We start from the raw sequence: 18,855 nt of genomic DNA, 5'->3' as shown, positions 1-18,855 counted from the left end.
TCAGCCTAGCGACCCCATGTGTGCATTTAAACCCGGTGTTTTGGATATATCTTTTCCACGCAGTTCAACTGCGCGGCATCAGTCGTCCGACTGCGCCTCGGCCCGGCTTTTGCCCGAGACCTTGAGAGCCAGAGTGGCTGCCATGAATGCATCCAGATCACCGTCCAGGACCCCTTTGGTGTCCGACGTCTCGTAGCTGGTGCGCAGGTCTTTGACCATCTGATAGGGCTGCAGGACATAGGACCGGATCTGGTTGCCCCAGCCCGCATCGCCCTTTGCTTCGTGCGCGGCGTTGATCTCAGCGTTGCGGCGGTCCAGTTCCATCTGGTACAGGCGCGATTTCAGCGCCTTCATGGCGATGTCGCGGTTCTGGTGCTGCGATTTTTCCGAACTGGTCACCACGATGCCGGTCGGGATGTGGGTGATCCGCACCGCCGAGTCGGTGGTGTTGACGTGCTGACCGCCCGCCCCCGAGGACCGGTAGGTATCGACGCGTATGTCGGCCGGGTTCACTTCGATCTCGATGTTGTCGTCCACCACCGGATAGACCCAGACCGAGCTGAACGACGTGTGCCGCTTGGCCGCCGAGTCATAGGGCGAGATGCGCACCAGCCGGTGCACGCCGCTTTCGGATTTCAGCCAGCCATATGCGTTATGGCCCGAGATCTTGTAGGCCGCCGACTTGATCCCCGCCTCTTCGCCCGGGGTTTCCGACTGCAGCTCGACCTTGTAGCCCTTTTTCTCGGCCCAGCGGACATACATCCGCGCCAGCATCGAGGCCCAGTCGCAGCTTTCGGTGCCCCCGGCGCCCGCGTTGATTTCAAGGAAGGTGTCGTTGGCGTCGGCCTCGCCGTCCAGAAGCGCCTCAAGCTCTTTTTCGGCCGCCTTGTCGCGCAGTTTCTTCAGGGCCTCTTCGGCATCCTTGACGACCTCTTCGTCGTCCTCCATCTCGCCCAATTCGATCAGTTCGATGTTGTCGTTCAGATCGGTCTTGATCGACTCGTAGGTCTCGATGGCATCGACCAGAACCTGCCGTTCGCGCATCAGCTTCTGCGCGTTTTCGGGGTTGTCCCACAGGTTGGGGTCCTCGACGCGGGCGTTGAACTCCTCCAGCCGATGCGGCGCGGTTTCATAGTCCATACGCTGGGCCAGCAGCTCCAGCGATTTTTGGATCTCGGCCACGATGTTCTGGATTTCGGCGCGCATGGTCAGGTCCCAACTTGCTCAATCAGGCCTGCGTGATAGCAAGAGGTTCAGGCCACCACAAGATGACCCGAAAGGCAAATGCAGCACGGACCGGAGCAGTTCCTGAAGAAATGGCATCTGGCCGACCCGCGGCTGGTGGCGGATACCGGCGCGGCACGTGTCTGGCGGGCCAAACGTGGGGACGGGTCTGAAGTCGCGCTCAAACTCTATCGCCGCGCCGATCGCGGGAACGAGGCGCCGGGATGCCGCCTGCTGGCCGCCTGGCGCAACCGGGGCGCCGTCGCGATCCTGGCCGAAGACCGCCGGGCGGTCATGATGGAGTGGCTCGAGGGTCCGACCCTCGGCGATCATGCACGGGCGGGCAACGTGGCCGACGCCCTGACACTACTGGCTGAAACGGCGCGGAACCTGCATGCTGATCCGATTGTCGAAGTGAGCGGGCTGAGGCCTTTGGAGCAAGTGTTTGCACCGCTTTTCGACGTCGGATTTGCCGATCAATGTACGCGGCCCCTGCAGGCCGATATGCGGCGCGCCATAGCTTTGGCTCAGGATTTGCTGCAGATGCAACCCGTGCATCTCCCCCTGCATGGAGACCTGCACCCCGACAATGTCATCTTGACTGCGTCCGGCCCGCGCGTGATCGATGCCAAGGGTTATGTCGGGGATCCGGCGTTCGAACTGGCAAATGCGCTGCGGCACCCAAAAGGCATGCCGGACCTTGTGTGCGAAGTCGGGCAGATTTCCGCGTGCCTGGATCTATACGCCGCGGCGATGAATGTTTCGCGGACGCGTCTGGCCCGATGGGCGGCGGCCAAATGCGCCCTGTCCATATGCTGGCGGTCCGGCGGATCGGTCGAGAGTGACCCGGAGGCCGATCTGCTGCGCCTGTTTCTAAGCGCTGCAGATCAGTAAAGTCCGCCGCCCTGAAGATCGCCCTGGCTGGCCTTGGGCCCCACGATGATGGTCTGCCCGGTCGAGGTCTGGACCTGGCGCCCGCCATTGGTCACTTCTTCGAACAACGGCAGATCGGACCCCATCGCAAAACCACCGTCATAGACACGGTCGATGAACCCGTCGACGCCATCACGGAAATACTCGGCCACCACATAGTCACCCGATGCGTCATCCGGCAGACGGGCACCGCTGAAACGGTCGATCTTGATGAAGTGCCCACCCGGCGGCACTTCGAACGGACCGCCGCCGTATTTCTCGACGGCCTTTTCCATAAAGCTCTGGAAGACCGGACCGCACAGCGTGCCGCCGTAAGCACCCCGCCCCATCGGGCGCGGGCGATCATACCCGATGTAGCACCCGGCAACGATGTTCGAGGTGAAGCCGATGAACCAGGCGTCCTTGGATTCGTTGGTCGTACCGGTCTTGCCAGCCGTCGGAACCGGCAGATTGACCACACGAGACGCGGTGCCGCGATCAACCACGCCCTTCATCATCGACGTCAGCTGATAAGCCGTGATTGCATCCATCACCTGCTCTCGGTCGGTCACGATCGTGGGTGAGGCGTCGGGCTCCAGCCAGCTGGAGTTGCAATCCAGGCACTGCCGGTCATCATGCCGATAGATCGTTTTGCCGAACCGGTCCTGGATCCGGTCGACCAGAGTCGGTTCGACCCGCTCGCCGCCGTTGGCGAACATCGCATAGGCCGCCACCATCTTGTAGAGCGTCGTCTCCTCGGCCCCCAGCGCATTGGCCAAGTAGGGACCCATGTTGTCATACACACCGAACCGCTCCGCGTATCCCGCAACCACCGGCATCGAAACCTCTTGCGCCAGTCGGATGGTCATCAGGTTTCGCGACTGCTCGATCCCGGTGCGCAGGGGCGTCGGCCCGTAGAATTTGTTGGTCGAGTTCTTCGGGGTCCACAAGCCCTGCGGTGTGTTCACCTCGATCGGGGCGTCTACGACGATGGTCGCTGGGCTGTAGCCACTGTCCAGTGCTGCCGCATAGACGAAAGGCTTGAAGGCCGATCCCGGTTGGCGCTGCGCCTGGGTTGCCCGGTTGAACACCGAGTCCTGGTACGAGAACCCGCCCTGCATCGCCAGAACGCGGCCCGAGTTCACATCCATCGCCACGAAGCCGCCTTGGACCTCGGGAACTTGACGGGCGGACCACTGGCCCTCTTCCCCGGCAACGACCAGGATCACGTCGCCGCGTTTGAAGTTTGCCTTGAAGTCACCCTGCATCCATTTGATGTCGCTGCGCGGGATGATGCCGTCAGCCGGACCGTTCTCGATCCCTACCGTCAACTGCTGATCGGCCACATCCAGCACCACCGCGGGGTACCATTGCGTGGGCAGCACCACGTCCCGCGGAATTTCCATGATCGCCAGAGCTTCGCGCCACTGCGCTTCGTCTGCCAGTTTTTCCTCGGGGATGGTTTCACCCGTGCCGCGCCACTTGCCGCGCGACTGGTCATATTTCTGAAGCGCCTCGCGCAGGGCGCGTGCGGCTTCAACCTGCATCTCCTCGTCAACTGAGGCCCGGACGGTGAAACCACCGGTAAAGAACTCACCCTCGCCGAAGTCCTCGCTCAGCTGGCGGCGGATTTCGTCGGTGAAATAGTCGCGCGGTGGCAGTGCGGTGCGGAAGCTTTCGAAATCACCGTTTTGAACCGAACGCAGCGGTTGCGCCACTTCAGTCTCATAGGTTGCCTGATCGATATATCCGTTCTGATACATCTCGCGCAGCACGTAGTTGCGGCGATCCAACAGACGCTGTTTCTGGCGCACCGGGTGATAGTCCGAAGGCGCCTTGGGCATCGCAGCCAGCGTCGCGGCTTCATGCGGGGCCAGTTCCTGCAAAGTCTTGTTGAAATACGTCTGTGCAGCGGCGGTCACGCCGTAGGAGTTTTGGCCAAGGAAGATCTCGTTTAGATACAGCTCAAGGATCTGTTCCTTGTTCAGCGTTTTTTCCAATCTGGTCGCGAGGATGATTTCCTGAATCTTGCGTTCGACCCGCCGGTCGCCGGACAGCAGGAAATTCTTCATCACCTGCTGGGTGATGGTCGACGCGCCGCGCAGCGTCTCGCCCTTGGATTGGACCGCCTCGATTCCGGCTGCGATGATCCCGCGTGGGTCGTACCCCTGATGGGAATAGAAGTTCTTGTCTTCCGCCGAGATAAACGCGTGCTTCACTAGGTCCGGGATTTCTTCGGACGGGGTGAACAGACGGCGCTCCTGCGCGAATTCGTCGATCAGTTGACCCTTGCCCGAATAGATACGGCTGATGGTGGGCGGCTTGTACTGGGCCAGCGACTCGTGGCTGGGCAGGTCGCGGCCATACATCCAGAAGACCGCGCCAATCACCAGCGCGACCATGAAAATACCCAAGGTGACGAGGCTGAAAACCGCCCCGAAAATCGAAAGAATGAACCGGATCACGTTGCTGCCTTTTGTTCGCGGTGACGCCTATATAGTGTCGCTGCACCCAAGGGTCAAAACACACGGGCGCATTCTAGCCACTTTGCGCCGCAGGGTCACTGCCCAATCAAGCCGCGGCGGATCAGATCCTGCTGGCGCCAGGCTTCAAGACCTTGGTGGATTCCTTGCGCCATTCCGATGCGCCACTCGGGATTTACAAGGTTTTTCAGGTCTCTGGGGCTGGAGATGAATCCGATCTCGACCAGAACCGAGGGAATGTCGGCTGCCTTGAGGACGGAAAACGACGCACTGCGGATCGGGCGCCGATTCATGGGGCCGCCCTGCTGCCCCATGCCGTGCGCCAGCGCATGGGCCAAAGCTTCCGAGCGCGGCTGGGTCTCCTGCCGTGCCATGTCCAGCAAAACGTCAGCGATCTGGTCGTCCGAGCCGCTCAGGTCGATACCCGCGATCAGGTCGCTGCGGTCGTGCCGCTCGGCCAGCTTCTGGCTGGCCACGTCCGAGGCCTCATCGGAGAGGAAATAGACAGTGGCCCCATGAGCCTGCCCCTCGGACAATGCATCCGCGTGCAACGAAATGAACACATCGGCGCTGGCCCGATGGGCCAGAGATATTCGGCGTTCGAGCGACACGAAGTGATCGTCCACCCGGGTCATCACGACCTCGTATCCGCCAGCGCGCAGCAAGTGTTCCCGCAGTTCGCGCGCAAACGTGAGCATCAGGGTTTTTTCGTTAACGCCACCCGATTCCGCGCCGGGGTCGATGCCACCATGCCCCGGGTCCAGCATAACGCGCAGCGGTCTTTCGCCATCTCGCGGCACGACCGGGGGCGTGACGGCAGGCGCAGGCAAATCCCAGCCCGGATTGCGCGGCGCACCCGCGCTGGCGGCAAAATTGTCGAAATCCGTACCTTTCAGATTCAGCGTCAGAACCGCGGCCCCGCTGTCGGGGTCCACGCGCATGGCCGCCGTATCGACGGCCAAGGGCGCCCCCAGATCCAGCACCATCCGGGACCATCCGGGCACATAGGCGCCGAACTGGACGCCGCTGATCCGACGGGTCTGCAACAGCTTGGCCCGATCAAGGCCGCTCCAGTCGACCTCCTGGAAATCGATGACCATACGGTAAGGGTCTTGAAGCGTGAAAACGCGATACGGGACGCCCTGACTGAGCCCCAGCTCAAGCGTCACCCCCGCACCCTTGCCGTCAGTGATCCGGCTCTGCTCGGGCAGGACCCGCGCCAAGGCGTTGAATTCCTGCGCCCAAACGGCTCCGGCCAGCGCCCAAATCAGCGCACATACGAAGAAGATCCTGCTCATGGCCTCAAGTTTTCCCGAGATCGTTTGGCAGGAGCCTATCGCAGCGTGGCCGGTTTGTGAACGCCTCAGGCCGACTTCTGCGCGGTCTGGCGATCCGCCATGAAGCTGCGCAACCGTTCAAGGCCTTGCTCGATGTCCTCGGTCGACCGGGCGTAGGAAAAGCGCAGGGTCGTGTGGCCGCGCACCGGGTCGAAATCAAGCCCCGGCGTCACGGCGACGCCAGCCTTGTCCAGGATCTCGGCGGCAAAGGCGCGGCTGTCATCGGTCAGGTCCGAGACATCGGCATAGACATAGAACGCCCCGTCGGGTGGCGCGATGTTCGTGAACCCGGCCTCGGGCAGGCCCTTCAGCATCAGGTCGCGGTTGCGGCGATAGACGGCCAGGTTGCCCTGCAGTTCGTCTTCGCAATCCATCGCGGCCAGCGCGGCGACCTGGCTGGCATGGGGCGCGCAGATGAACATGTTCTGGGCGATGCGCTCAACCACGCGCACCTGATCCTCGGGCACCACCATCCAGCCGACCCGCCAGCCGGTCATCGAGAAATACTTGGAAAACGAGTTGATGACAAAACACTCGTCGGTCAGTTCCAGCGCGGTCACGGCCTTGGCCTCGTATTCCAGCCCGTGATAGATTTCGTCGCTGATGAACGAGGCCCCCTGCCCCCGCGCGGCCTCGATCAGCGCGCCCATGGCGACGTGGTCCAGCATGGTTCCGGTCGGATTTGCGGGCGAGGCCACCATCAGCCCCTGCAGGTCGAGCCCGGCAAAGTCCTGAGGCACGGGTTGCAGGCGGTTTTCCGGCGCAGTCGGCAGATCGACCGGCACCAGACCCAGCGCCCGCAGAATCTGCCGATAGGACGGATATCCCGGCGCGCCGATCCCCACCCGGTCACCGCTGTCGAACAGCGCGGTGAAGGCCAGCAGGAATCCGCCCGAGGATCCGGGAGTGATCACCACCCGATCGGGGTTCAGGTCGACGTCGTACCATTCGCCGTACATCCGTGCGATGCGTTGCCGCAGCGCCGGCAGACCCAGTGCGACGGTATAGCCCAGCGGGCCTTGCCGCATCGCGTCGGCCAGCGCCTCCAGCGCGCCTTGCGGGGCGCCGGTTCCGGGTTGGCCGACCTCCATGTGGATGATGTGGCGCCCTGCCTCTTCGGCGCGGCGCGCGGCCTCCATCACGTCCATCACGATGAAGGGATCAACGCCCGACCGGGTTGAGTTTCGCATGCCCATCTCCCATGTTGCGACCATGGCTTTTGAACGCGGATCCCGGCTGGCGTCAATCCCGGCAATTCTGCTGGCAGTGGCGCTGTGGATGGCGTCGACCGCGCAAAGCCACGCGCAAAGCCTGATCCGCGACCCCGATATAGAACACGGGCTGCGCGAACTTGCCTTTCCGATCTTGCGCGCCGCCGGCTTGAACACCAACCGCGTGCGGGTGATGGTCGTCAAGGACGGCACGTTCAACGCGTTCGTCATCGACTACAACACGATCTACCTGAACCACGGACTGATCCTGACGGTCGACAGCCCCGAGATGCTGCAGGCCGTGATCGCGCATGAGGCGGCCCATATCGCCAACGGGCACCTCGCCCGCCGGGCCGAGAACCTTCGGGCGGCTCAACGCGCGGCCGGTTTCGGTACCGCGCTGGCTCTGATTGCCGCCGCTGCGGGCGGCGGAGAGGCCGCCGCGGGCATTGCCGCCGGCACCCAAGGGGCCGCAATCCGCAGTTTTCTGGGCCACACGCGGGCCGAAGAATCCTCGGCGGATCGCAGCGCCGCCAGCTACCTGCGTTGGGCCGAGATTTCTCCCATCGGCATGGTCGAACTGCACCGCAAGTTCGCCGGCCAGGAATTGCTGAGCGAGATCAATCAGGATCCCTATATGCGCTCGCACCCGACCAGCCGTGAACGTCTGCGCGCCGCCGAGGAATTTCTGTACCAATTCGGGGATCGGGCGAAATCTAACCCCAATGCCGACTACTGGTTTGCGCGGGTCAAGGGCAAGCTGTCCGCGTTTCTGCGCTCTCCCGGCTGGACCCTGCGGCGGGCCAAGGAAGAAACGGCGCAGGATATTCGCCTGATGCGCGAGGCCGCCGCCCATCATCAGAACCGCAACCTTTCGGCTGCGCGGGCAGCCATTGATGGTGCGCTGGCCATCCGCCCTGACGATCCGTTCTATCACGAACTGAAGGGGCAGATCCTTTTGGAGAACCTTCGGGTCTCGGAGGCGGTCACGGCCTATGCCAGGGCGTCCGAGCTGGCTCCGACCGACGCATTGATCATGGCTGGCTACGGGCGCGCCCTGCTTGCTGACGGACAGACCAAAAAGGCCCTGCAGGTGTTGGAAAGCGCACGCGCCCGCGACTACCGGAACGGCCGCCTGATGCAGGATCTGGGAATGGCCTATTCAAAGGTCGGCAACAACGGTATGGCATCCGCCGTCACTGCCGAGCGGTTCGCCTTGGAGGGGCGTCTGCTGGATGCCGGCATTCACGCAAGACGAGCCATCGGTCAGTTGCCCGAAGGCTCGACGGGTTGGCAACGGGCACAGGATGTGCTGATTGCCGCAGAACAAGCTGAGAAATCGAAAAGGAACCGGAAATGATCCTCAGACACGCAGCACCTGCCCTTCTGGGGCTTTCCCTGATTGCCGGTCCGGCCAATGCGCTGGATCTGTCCTCGATGACCGAATCCGAAAGAGCAGAGTTCGGCGCGCAAGTGCGGGAATACCTTCTGGAAAATCCCGAAGTCATTCTCGAGGCGATCAACATCCTTGAGCAACGCAACGCCGCAGCCGAAGCACAGGCCGACCAGCAATTGATCGCTGAAAACGCCGACGAGCTGTTCAATGACGGCTATAGCTGGGTCGGTGGCAACCCGGACGGCGACATCACCCTGGTCGAGTTCATGGATTACCGTTGCGGATACTGTCGCCGCGCGGTCCCCGAAGTGGACGCGCTGCTGGCCGAGGATGGCAACATCCGCCTGATCATCAAGGAGTTCCCAATTCTGGGCGATGCGTCGGTTCTTTCGTCGCGCTTTGCCATCGCCACCAAGCAGGTCGCCGGGGATGACGCGTACAAGCAAGTCCATGACGCCCTGCTGGAATTCACGGGCGAGCCTTCGGAAGTGACGCTGCGCCGGATCTCGGACGGGCTGGGACTGGACAGTGACGCCATCCTTGCGGCGATGGACAGCGACGAAGTGACCGAAGAAATTGCCAAGACGCGGGCACTGGCGCAGCGCATGCGGATTTCAGGCACCCCATCCTTTGTTCTGGGCACCGAGATGCTGCGGGGCTTCCTGCCCGCAGATCAGATGAAACAGATCGCTGACGGTGTGCGGGCTGAACGCGGCTGAAGCAGCTGGGGCGGCTTGATCGCCGCCCCGTTGAAACGACGCCCTAGTCGTTTGGATACGGGGCGTCGCATTTCATCGACACGACCCATGTCGGAGTTCCAGTTTTTCTAAATTGGGTCGCGGGTACGGATTTGCCCCGAATTCCCGATGGAATGACGTCACGCCCCTGCCGTTTGCTTTCAGCCAGAATTGCCTGCAGGTCCTGGGGATTGTCGTACTTGCGAATACCGGTGTTTTCAGAAATTGGGCCGGTTGGGCAGTAGGTCGCCCTGGCGATCTGTTTCGCCAAAGCATAGGCCGCCTGGGCATCCTGACCGGTTTTGAACGATACCGCGACCCGAGACGCCAGCTGCGGGTCGACATTCATGATCGGGGTCAAACGGCCCCGCGGTTTGCCGGTCCCGCCCGGGCTGAGCCGGACGTCTGCGCGCGTTGTCACTCCGTCATTTCCGAAACCGGACACATGCACCGACATATACCCAAGTTGCGTCCCCGGTGCAGACTGCGGAACTGGAACACTGAAGAAACCGGGGCGTTTGTCCGACCCGGTAGAGGGGCTGCTGCACGCAGAAAGAAGGACGACGGCAAGGGCCGTCACGAAAGGCATTGGTTTCAAAGAATCGAACTCCGGTCCAGACAGTCGATATCGCGATTGATACCGCAAAAATGGGCCTAAAAATGGCTTATGATGAATTAGTTCCGGATCGAAGTTAAAGTACTACTCCGCCGCCTCGGCCGCGGCTTCCAGCTCGGCCGCCTTCTTTTCCACCTGCTCGACGATGTGGTCGATCATCTGTTCGTTCGACATCTTGTGGCTGGCCTTGCCCGCCAGATACACCATGCCCGAGCCTGCGCCGCCGCCGGTAAAACCGACATCGGTCATCAGAGCCTCACCGGGGCCGTTGACGACGCAGCCGATGATCGACAGGCTCATCGGCGTCTTGATATGCTCCAGCCGATGTTCCAGCGTCTCGACGGTTTTGATCACGTCGAACCCCTGCCGCGCGCAGGACGGGCACGAGATGATGTTCACGCCCCGATGGCGCAGGCCAAGAGACTTGAGGATCTCGAACCCGACCTTCACCTCTTCGACCGGATCGGCGGACAGGCTGACGCGGATCGTGTCGCCGATGCCCATCCACAGCAGGTTGCCCAGCCCGATGGCCGACTTGATCGTGCCGCTGACCAGCCCACCGGCCTCGGTGATGCCCAGATGGATCGGGGCGTCGGTGGCCTCGGCGATGCCCTGATAGGCCGCGGCCGACAGGAACACGTCGCTGGCCTTCACGCTGATCTTGAATTCGTGGAAATCGTTATCCTGCAGAATACGGATATGCTCCAACCCGCTTTCCACCATCGCTTCAGGGCACGGCTCGCCATATTTCTCCAGCAGGTGCTTTTCCAGGCTGCCCGCGTTCACGCCGATGCGGATCGAGCAATTGTGGTCGCGTGCGGCCTTGATGACCTCTTTCACCCGCGCCTCGTCACCGATATTGCCCGGATTGATGCGCAGGCAGGCGGCACCGGCCTCGGCGGCCTCGATCCCGCGGCGATAGTGGAAATGGATATCCGCCACGATCGGCACCGGGCTTTCGCGCACGATCTCCTTCAACGCTTTCGACGACGCCTCGTCCGGGACCGAAACACGCACGATATCGGCCCCCGCCTCTGCCGCAGCTTGTACCTGCGCCACGGTCGCGGCGACATCGGTCGTCAGCGTGTTGGTCATGGTCTGAACGGCAATCGGCGCGTCGCCACCTACCGGGACATTGCCAACCATGATCTGGCGGGATTTGCGGCGATAGATGTCGCGCCAAGGGCGCACATGGTTCAGAGACATGAAAACGGATCCGCGTCAGCCTGGGGTCTGGCCTTTAGATAGTCCGGGGGCAAGCCCGCCGCAATGGCAAGATCACTCTGCCGGCGCCTCGGCGGATTGTGTCTGAAGCTCAGCCACCAGCTGTTTGAGCGCAATGTTTTGCTCAGCCTCAAGATCCGCCACGGCATAAGTCTCGGCCACAGCGTCCTTGGACAGAACCACACCCTTGGCGACGGTTCCCGGTGCACCAGCCGGCCCATAGAGCTCGCCGTTCATCGAGAAATACACGTTGCCCGACGCACCGGCCCGCAGTTGCGGCGGCTCTTCCGTCAAGGGAACCTCAAAGCTCTTGCCGTTTTCGACGGTTCCCAACGTGCCTTCGAAGATCACGCTGCCATCCGCTGCGGTGACCCGCATCCAGGCCGGTTCGACCGCGACGATTTTCAGCGACGTGTCGACCTTTTCAACCACCTGTGGAAGGGTCGCGGCAGTTCTTTCGACGGTATGAATTTCAGCCAGCGCGATTTCCGGGACTTCCGGCGGACGGAACGTGCCTACGGTCCGAGGATCGAGTGTGGAAATCGGGGCATCCCGTGCAACCATCACCGGTACATCCAGTGCTTGGGGGCGGTAGAGACGGTCCAGCGCTTCGGGGCTGGGAATTTCAGCGGCCGCAACCTCGGTCGTTCCGGACTCGGTCCGGATGGCCGACAGCGGGTCAAGATCGGACAGCACGACCGGGGCCTGTTCGACGGGCGAGACCTGAACCTGCTGGATCTTGTTCAGAACCGACCAGCCGCCATATCCGATCCCGGCGATCAGCGCGAGGAGGACAAGCGACGAGCCTACGGCGCGCGGCTCGATCTGGCTGAACACGGACTCGCGGCCGGGAATGTAGGGCGTGTTCGGCGAAATGAACGGATCGCGCCCCATCGGGCCACGGTTCGGAAGGTCCCCGACCGATTTTTTGACGACCGATGCCTGTGCGGACATTCCATGGGCCACTTCGAACCCGCTTTCCTTGCAGAACGCGGCAAAAGTGTCGTCAGGGTTCATCCCCAGATAACGGGCGTAAGAACGCACATACCCGGCGATGAAGCCGGGTGTGTCGAATGCGTCGGGATCGGCATTCTCGATGGCAGCGATGTAGTTGGCCTTGATCCGCAGTTCGCGCTGTACGTCGAGAAGAGACTTGCCCATCGTTGCGCGCTCACCGCGCATCACGTCGCCAAGCCGTACTTCGTAGTCGTCGAACCCCTTGGGCCTGACGTCCACGTCTTCTTCGGAATTGCGCTGTGTCCTGCGCCCAATCATTCCTGCTGCCCCATTCTGCCCATCGCGTGTTTCACGCTAACGGCGAATCATCCCCATAACGATTCGTCCGCTACTTTTGTTAGCGTAAGCTTAACACGCGGCAAACAAGTTGCACATGTCGGCGTTAGGTTAACCAGCAAGTTCGGCGCGATTTAGCGCACAATGTGACCAAAGTTCGTCCATGGCCTGGACCAGACGGTTCATTTCGTTGGGTCCATGGACCGGCGAAGGCGTAAAGCGCAGACGCTCGGTTCCCCGAGGAACGGTCGGGAAATTGATCGGCTGCACGTAGATCCCGTAGTCATCCAGCAGCATGTCGCTGAGCTTTTTGGTGTGCACCGGGTTGCCCACGATCACCGGAACGATGTGGCTGCCGTGATCGATCAGCGGCAAGCCCAGACCCTTCAGTCGCAGCTTGAGGATCTTGGCTTGGGTCTGATGCTGCTCACGCAGTTCGGGCGCTGTCTTGAGATACGCCACCGAGGCCGCAGCACCGGCCGCGACCGATGGTGGCAGCGAGGTGGTGAAGATGAAGCCCGGGGCATATGAACGGACCGCATCGCACATCTTCGCGCTTGCTGCGATATACCCACCCATCACGCCGTAGGCTTTGGCCAAAGTGCCATTGATGATGTCGATCCGGTGCGCCAGGCGGTCTCTCTCGGTCACACCGCCGCCGCGCGGGCCGTACATCCCAACCGCGTGCACTTCGTCGATATAGGTCAGCGCGCCGAATTCGTCGGCCAGATCACAGATCTGTTCGATCGGACCGAAGTCGCCATCCATCGAGTAGACCGACTCGAACGCGATCAGCTTCGGCGCCGCCGGATCGTCGGCTTGCAGCAGCTCGCGCAGGTGCTCAACGTCATTGTGACGGAAGATCCGCTTGGCCCCGCCATTTCGGCGGACACCTTCGATCATCGACGCGTGGTTCAGCTCGTCGGAATAGATGATCAGCCCGGGAAACAGCTTGGGCAGCGTGCTGAGCGTGGCGTCATTGGCGATGTAGGCGCTGGTGAACAGCAGGGCCGCTTCCTTGCCGTGCAGATCGGCCAGCTCGGCCTCGAGCCGCTTGTGGTAGACGGTCGTCCCCGAGATGTTGCGCGTCCCGCCAGAGCCCGCTCCGGCTGCGTCGATCGCCTCGTGCATCGCCTCCAGCACGACGGGGTGCTGCCCCATGCCAAGGTAGTCGTTGCCGCACCAGACGGTGATGTTCTGCTGTGACCCGTCGGGACGCGTACGCACGGCATGGGGAAAATGTCCGTTGCGGCGTTCGATGTCGATGAAGGTCCGGTAACGGCCTTCGTCGTGCAGCCTGGCAATCGCTGAGTCGAGCTGAGCAGTGTAGTCCAAAGGACCCTCCTTCGTGACCCCGCCGCAGGGTGATTGCACGGCAAGGCTGTGTTCCGATGCGTATCATAACCGAATTTTCGGCCGCATCCGCGCCTATTTTCAGGTTTCCTGCCTAACGCCCAGACAGGGGTCGCAACTTTGATTTGCATCAATTATCGCCTTGAACCCGCAGCGACAAGTAAAGTTGAGACCATAAGGCGCGAGGAAACGACGCAGGTTACGTGCCGTTTCGCGCAGAATGTTTCCGATCAGACGCGCGTTTTCCCGCCGCTACGGGCTGGACGGCGCTGCCAGCGCTGTTAGGGTCCGCCGCAATATCTCATACATTCAGGAGTACACCCATGTCGCTTGACGCCACTCTGAGCAAAATCGACTCCGACCTCTCAGCCTCCATCGAGCGGCTGATGGAGTTTCTGCGAATCCCGTCGATTTCCACCGATCCGGCCTTCAAGAAAGACGTGGACAAGGCAGCCGACTGGTTGGTCGACGACCTCAAAAGCATCGGGATCGATGCGAAAAAGCACCCCACCCCGGGCCACCCGATGGTCGTGGGCCATGTCGGCGACGATGCGGACGCCCCGCACGTGCTGTTCTACGGCCACTACGATGTGCAGCCCGTTGATCCCTTGGACCTGTGGAACCGTGACCCGTTCGACCCGGCGCTGGAAGAGACAGAACACGGTCAGGTCATCCGCGGACGGGGCTCTTCGGATGACAAGGGCCAGTTGATGACTTTTGTCGAAGCCTGCCGCGCCTGGAAGGCGGTCAACGGCAAGCTGCCTTGCCGCATCACGTTTTTCTTCGAAGGCGAAGAGGAATCCGGTTCACCTTCGCTGGTCCCATTTCTCGAGGCCAACAAGGAAGAGTTGAAGGCCGATCTGGCGCTGGTCTGCGACACCTCGATGGTATCACGCGGTGTGCCCTCGATCGCATCGCAACTGCGCGGCATGCTCAAGGACGAATTCACCATCATCGGTCCGCGCATCGACCTGCATTCCGGCCACTACGGCGGCCCCGGCTTGAACCCGCTGCGGGAAATCTCGCGGATCGTTGCCTCGTTCTACGATGAGGAAACCGGACGGGTCGCTGTGGAAGGTTTCTACGAAGGGGTCCACGAAGTCTCCGCCGAGCAGCTGCGCCAGTGGGAGAACTGTGGTTTCGACGAGGCCGAATACCTCAACTCGGTGGGTTACACGCGACCGCATGGTGAGAAAGGGCACTCGACCCTGGAACAGCAGTGGGCGCGCCCGACGCTGGAGATCAACGGGTTGTGGGGCGGCTACAACGGCGCCGGTTCGAAAACGGTGATCCCCAGCCAGGCGCACTGCAAGATCACCTGTCGCCTGGTCGGTGAAATGGACCCGGACAAACTGCGCGACAAGATCCGGAAGCATGTTGAAGACCGGCTCTCTGCTGACGCCAAAGTCGTCTGGGACAATGATCTCGAGGGCTCCCCCGCATCCGTGATGAACCTGGATCGCCCGGAATTCGAAGCGGCACGCGCCGCACTGTCCGACGAATGGGGGCGCGAAGCCGTTTTCACCGGCATGGGAGGATCGATCCCGGTGGTGGGATATTTCAATACGGTCCTGGGTCTGGATTCAATGTTGGTCGGCTATGCCAACGACGATGACGCAATCCATTCGCCCAATGAAAAATACGACGTGAAGAGCTTTCACAAAGGGATCCGCTCGTGGGCCCGAATTCTGGACGCTCTGAGCCGATAGCCGCGAATATCGCAAGGCGCAGCCTTGCGCTCCGGGATATTCCGAGCCGGGTGAAGCGCGGATGCGAACTTCATCTGGCCGGCAGTAACCCGGGGGTGTCGCGGGCAACGCGGCCGGGGGCACCGCCCCCATAAGCCGCAGCCCGCGGACAGACCGTTTTACATGTGGATCACGCGCCCGTAGGCGTCCAAAACCGATTCATGCATCATTTCCGACAAGGTCGGGTGCGGGAAGACTGTATTCATCAGGTCTTCTTCGGTAGTCTCCAACTGGCGACCGACGACATAGCCCTGAATCAGTTCGGTCACTTCCGCACCAACCATATGGGCGCCCAGCAACTCGCCGGTTTTCGCGTCGAATACGGTTTTTATCATGCCTTCCGGCTCGCCCAATGCAATTGCCTTGCCATTGCCGATGAACGGGAAGCGGCCCACCTTGACATCAAAGCCAAGCTCCTTGGCCTTGGCCTCGGTATAGCCAACCGACGCGACCTGGGGATGACAATAGGTACATCCAGCGATGCTCTCCGGTTTCACGGGATGGGCATGTTTGCCAGCGATGAGTTCTGCGACCATCACGCCTTCGTGGCTGGCCTTGTGCGCAAGCCAAGGCGCCCCGGCGATGTCGCCGATTGCATAGAGGCCATCGACCCCGGTCCGGCAGTATGCATCCGTCACCACATGGGTGCGGTCAATTTTGACGCCCAGCGCCTCAAGCCCGAGGTTCTCGACATTTCCGACGATCCCAACGGCAGAGATGACAGTATCGAAATCGTGCTTTTCGACCTTGCCGCCGGTTTCGATATGAGCCGTCACCTTGCCTTTGCCGCGATCCAGTTGCTTGACCATGGACTTCTCCATGATCTTCATACCCTGTTTGACAAAGGACTTCTTGGCGAACGCGCTGATCTCGGCGTCTTCGACCGGCAAGACCCGATCCATCACTTCGACCACGGTCGTGTCTGCGCCCAACGTATTGTAGAAGCTGGCAAACTCGATCCCGATCGCTCCGGACCCGATAACAAGCAGCTTTTTCGGCATCCGGGCCGGTTGCAGCGCATGTTTGTAGGTCCAGACCAGATCGCCATCTGCTTCCAGGCCCGGCAACTCGCGCGCACGGGCACCGGTGGCCAAGATGATGTTCTTCGCCGTCAGATCCTCGGTGCCCTTGTCGGTCTTGACCGTCACTTTGCCTTTCGACGGGATTTTCGCCTCGCCCATCACGACGGTGACTTTGTTCTTCTTCAGCAGATGACCGACGCCGCTGGTCAGTTGCTTGGCAACCCCGCGCGAGCGTTTGACGACCGCGTCCAGATCGTAACCGATCTTGTCGGCACTCAGACCGAAGTCCTTTGCGCGCTCCATCAGGTGGAACACTTCGGCCGACCGCAGCAAGGCCTTGGTCGGGATGCAGCCCCAGTTCAGGCAGATGCCGCCCAGATGCTCGCGCTCGACCACGGCGGTCTTGAGGCCCAGTTGGGCCGCACGAATGGCAGCCACATAGCCGCCGGGGCCCGCACCGATTACGATCAGATCAAAGGATTGTGCAGCCATGTTTACCTCTCGGCGCAGGTCGATTGAAAACTAGTTTACCGTTAAACTATTTTTTTGAACGCATCAATATGCTGCCCCGCGACATATGTGACGCAGGGTCATCAAAACAAGAGCGCGCGGTATTCAGCCTATACCCCGCGTCCCTTGAAGGCTAGAAAAGACCTGCAACCATGTTCGAATTTCGGATCTGCAGATTTTAGGGAAACCAATCATGGCCAAGACTCTCAAAGATTTGTTGCTTGCCCTTTTGAACGCCACACTGATCCTTGTGGCTCTGTGTCTGTTCCTTGGTTGGAAGCTGGCGCGAAGCGTCGAGAATATTCAGGACAACTTCAGAGAAAGCCTGCAAATCGTTCAGCCGCTGCGTGAACAGGCGCAGGGCGTCCGAGAGGATCTTGCAAGTCTGCGCGCTGATCTGTCCGGTATTCGCATCCTGGGAGATGATGAGCCGGAGTTGAAGCAGAAGCTTCAGCAGGCGCTGGTGCGATTGGACGAGGTCCAGGCCAAGCTGGAAACCACGCAGGCCCGCCTCAACGAACTGGTCGAAAACCCTCAGCTACTGATTGATTACGCAATCACCACGGCCGTCGATGCCACAACGGCCAGGCTGATCGAATTGCGCGGATGTGGGAAGGCGGCCTAACCCGCCGCCTGCAACTCACGCACCGTTGTGCCGTATCCGCCGCCGCTGACATATGCGGCTTCGGGTGCCGTGGTCTCACGGGCTAGCGCCGCGTTGCGGTATGGGAAACGCCCAAACTTGCGGATCACCTCACGATGGGCGCGGGCATGCAGCAGATTGCTTGCACCATGTTCCGGCATGCGCTGGCACATCAGGCGCACACAGCGCTCCTGATCGCACAGGTTCTCTGAGTGCATCATCGGCAGGTAAAAGAACTGTCGGGCTGGCTCGTCGATCTTCAGATCCCATTCCTTGTCGACGGCACATTTCGCTGCTGCCAGTGCCGCCTTGTCGGATGAGAAGGCTTTGCCGCTGCCTCGGAACATGTTGCGCGGAAACTGGTCCATGAGGATGATGTAGGCCAGCGATCCGCTGGGATATGTCAACCACAGAGAGAACTTACCCTCGCACGCGGCTTGCCATGTCTCAAGGAAGCGGTCCCGTATCTGCGCATCCAGCGCTTCATCTTCGCGGTACCACCCCTCGGGGCCTACTTCATCCAACCAGAAACTCAGTACTTCTTCAGGACCGACCATTGCCCTTGACTCCGTCTGTTCCCCCCCGAGGGACGTAATGTCATATAAGTCGGTTTTACAGACTTGTTACAGTAACATATTGCAACATTGACGACATAAATCCGGCGGTCAGGCAGGTTGGTGTTCTTCCTCTTCGTCCTGCGCGGCTTCGATCGCGACTTCTTGCGCAACTTCCAGTGCGACCGGCGATGCCGTCGGGTACAGCGGCGACATGGTGCCAGTCTCGTCCACGGGCACCGAGGCCCGCTGGGTCATCCGGTAGACCGCATAGACCGCCATGGCAAACAGTAGTGCGGCAATGAACAGGAAGAAGCCGGACGGCCCGAACACGGCATCCCCCATCAGCCAACCGGTGATCAGCGGGCCGGCAATTGCGCCGAGCCCGTTGATGAAAATCAGCCCGCCGGACGCGGCTGCCATATCTTCGTGTTCGAGGTAGTCGTTGGTGTAGGCGATCAGCAGGGAATACAGTGGATTGGACATGCCGCCGATGACAAAGGCCGCAGCCAGCAAAACCGGGAAGTCGACCCCGAAAACCATGCCCACCGCCGCACTGATGCCGCCCACGACCGACACCAGCAGGATCAAC

Annotated in this window: 16 protein-coding genes; 5 read left to right on the top strand and 11 right to left on the bottom strand. The window is 61.3% G+C overall.

Annotation, left to right across the window (positions count from 1 at the left end):
* Positions 1–78: 78 nt before the first annotated feature.
* Positions 79–1,206: a peptide chain release factor 2 gene (gene prfB / locus AC2FM5_RS02365; protein WP_170368612.1), complete on the bottom strand. Its 1,128-nt coding sequence runs from the start codon at positions 1,204–1,206 to the stop codon at positions 79–81.
* A 78-nt stretch (positions 1,207–1,284) separates the two neighbouring features.
* Here prfB and AC2FM5_RS02360 point away from each other — a divergent pair, with 78 nt between their 5' ends.
* Positions 1,285–2,118, top strand: a complete 834-nt coding sequence (locus AC2FM5_RS02360; protein ID WP_496733672.1) for an aminoglycoside phosphotransferase family protein — start codon at positions 1,285–1,287, stop codon at positions 2,116–2,118.
* Here the strand turns inward: AC2FM5_RS02360 and AC2FM5_RS02355 are convergent.
* From AC2FM5_RS02355 to AC2FM5_RS02345, 3 genes are all read right to left on the bottom strand, one after another.
* Positions 2,112–4,601, bottom strand: coding sequence for a penicillin-binding protein 1A (locus tag AC2FM5_RS02355; RefSeq protein WP_170338660.1), 2,490 nt, complete (start codon positions 4,599–4,601; stop codon positions 2,112–2,114). The two genes, AC2FM5_RS02360 and AC2FM5_RS02355, sit on opposite strands and share 7 nt — an antisense overlap.
* Before the next feature lie 95 nt (positions 4,602–4,696).
* Entirely contained in the window at positions 4,697–5,917 is a 1,221-nt protein-coding gene (locus tag AC2FM5_RS02350) for an N-acetylmuramoyl-L-alanine amidase (protein ID WP_170437826.1), read from the bottom strand.
* A gap of 65 nt (positions 5,918–5,982) precedes the next feature.
* Positions 5,983–7,146, bottom strand: a complete 1,164-nt coding sequence (locus tag AC2FM5_RS02345) for a pyridoxal phosphate-dependent aminotransferase (RefSeq protein WP_496733669.1) — start codon at positions 7,144–7,146, stop codon at positions 5,983–5,985.
* Between AC2FM5_RS02345 and AC2FM5_RS02340 the strand changes: the two genes are divergently transcribed.
* A complete protein-coding gene (locus AC2FM5_RS02340; RefSeq protein ID WP_170363260.1) occupies positions 7,145–8,527 on the top strand; it encodes a M48 family metalloprotease in 1,383 nt (460 codons plus the stop codon). The two genes, AC2FM5_RS02345 and AC2FM5_RS02340, sit on opposite strands and share 2 nt — an antisense overlap.
* Positions 8,524–9,282, top strand: coding sequence for a DsbA family protein (locus tag AC2FM5_RS02335; protein ID WP_170338145.1), 759 nt, complete (start codon positions 8,524–8,526; stop codon positions 9,280–9,282). The genes AC2FM5_RS02340 and AC2FM5_RS02335 overlap by 4 nt, the downstream gene beginning before the upstream one ends.
* A 43-nt stretch (positions 9,283–9,325) precedes the next feature.
* On the opposite strand, the gene AC2FM5_RS02330 is transcribed toward AC2FM5_RS02335, so the two are convergent.
* From AC2FM5_RS02330 to hemA, 4 genes are all read right to left on the bottom strand, one after another.
* On the bottom strand, positions 9,326–9,721 hold the full coding sequence (locus AC2FM5_RS02330; protein WP_170366255.1) for a hypothetical protein: 396 nt from the start codon (positions 9,719–9,721) through the stop codon (positions 9,326–9,328).
* A 279-nt stretch (positions 9,722–10,000) separates the two neighbouring features.
* A complete protein-coding gene (gene ispG, locus AC2FM5_RS02325; RefSeq protein ID WP_170358814.1) occupies positions 10,001–11,122 on the bottom strand; it encodes a flavodoxin-dependent (E)-4-hydroxy-3-methylbut-2-enyl-diphosphate synthase in 1,122 nt (373 codons plus the stop codon).
* Between the two features lie 72 nt (positions 11,123–11,194).
* Positions 11,195–12,415 (bottom strand): helix-turn-helix domain-containing protein, encoded by a 1,221-nt coding sequence (locus tag AC2FM5_RS02320; RefSeq protein ID WP_170338648.1) that lies wholly within the window; start codon positions 12,413–12,415, stop codon positions 11,195–11,197.
* A gap of 129 nt (positions 12,416–12,544) precedes the next feature.
* Positions 12,545–13,768, bottom strand: a complete 1,224-nt coding sequence (hemA, locus tag AC2FM5_RS02315; protein ID WP_170338140.1) for a 5-aminolevulinate synthase — start codon at positions 13,766–13,768, stop codon at positions 12,545–12,547.
* A gap of 341 nt (positions 13,769–14,109) precedes the next feature.
* Between hemA and AC2FM5_RS02310 the strand changes: the two genes are divergently transcribed.
* Positions 14,110–15,495 (top strand): dipeptidase, encoded by a 1,386-nt coding sequence (locus AC2FM5_RS02310; protein WP_496733664.1) that lies wholly within the window; start codon positions 14,110–14,112, stop codon positions 15,493–15,495.
* A 158-nt stretch (positions 15,496–15,653) separates the two neighbouring features.
* On the opposite strand, the gene lpdA is transcribed toward AC2FM5_RS02310, so the two are convergent.
* The gene (gene lpdA / locus AC2FM5_RS02305) at positions 15,654–17,048 is read right to left on the bottom strand and encodes a dihydrolipoyl dehydrogenase (RefSeq protein ID WP_170432131.1); all 1,395 of its coding nucleotides are present in this window, start codon (positions 17,046–17,048) and stop codon (positions 15,654–15,656) included.
* A 211-nt stretch (positions 17,049–17,259) separates the two neighbouring features.
* Here lpdA and AC2FM5_RS02300 point away from each other — a divergent pair, with 211 nt between their 5' ends.
* The gene (locus tag AC2FM5_RS02300; protein ID WP_170402480.1) at positions 17,260–17,691 is read left to right on the top strand and encodes a hypothetical protein; all 432 of its coding nucleotides are present in this window, start codon (positions 17,260–17,262) and stop codon (positions 17,689–17,691) included.
* Here AC2FM5_RS02300 and AC2FM5_RS02295 read toward each other — a convergent pair.
* Together AC2FM5_RS02295 and AC2FM5_RS02290 are read right to left on the bottom strand one after the other, a co-directional pair.
* Positions 17,688–18,266, bottom strand: a complete 579-nt coding sequence (locus tag AC2FM5_RS02295; protein ID WP_170338132.1) for a DUF924 family protein — start codon at positions 18,264–18,266, stop codon at positions 17,688–17,690. The genes AC2FM5_RS02300 and AC2FM5_RS02295 overlap by 4 nt on opposite strands.
* A 108-nt stretch (positions 18,267–18,374) precedes the next feature.
* Positions 18,375–18,855 (bottom strand): MFS transporter (locus AC2FM5_RS02290; RefSeq protein ID WP_496733663.1); only part of this gene is annotated, 481 nt, incomplete at its 5' end.

The sequence above is a fragment of the Ruegeria sp. BHSA162 genome (assembly GCF_059613385.1).
Note: the sequence above shows the minus strand (reverse complement) of the source record. Positions and strands in the feature narration are given on the sequence as shown.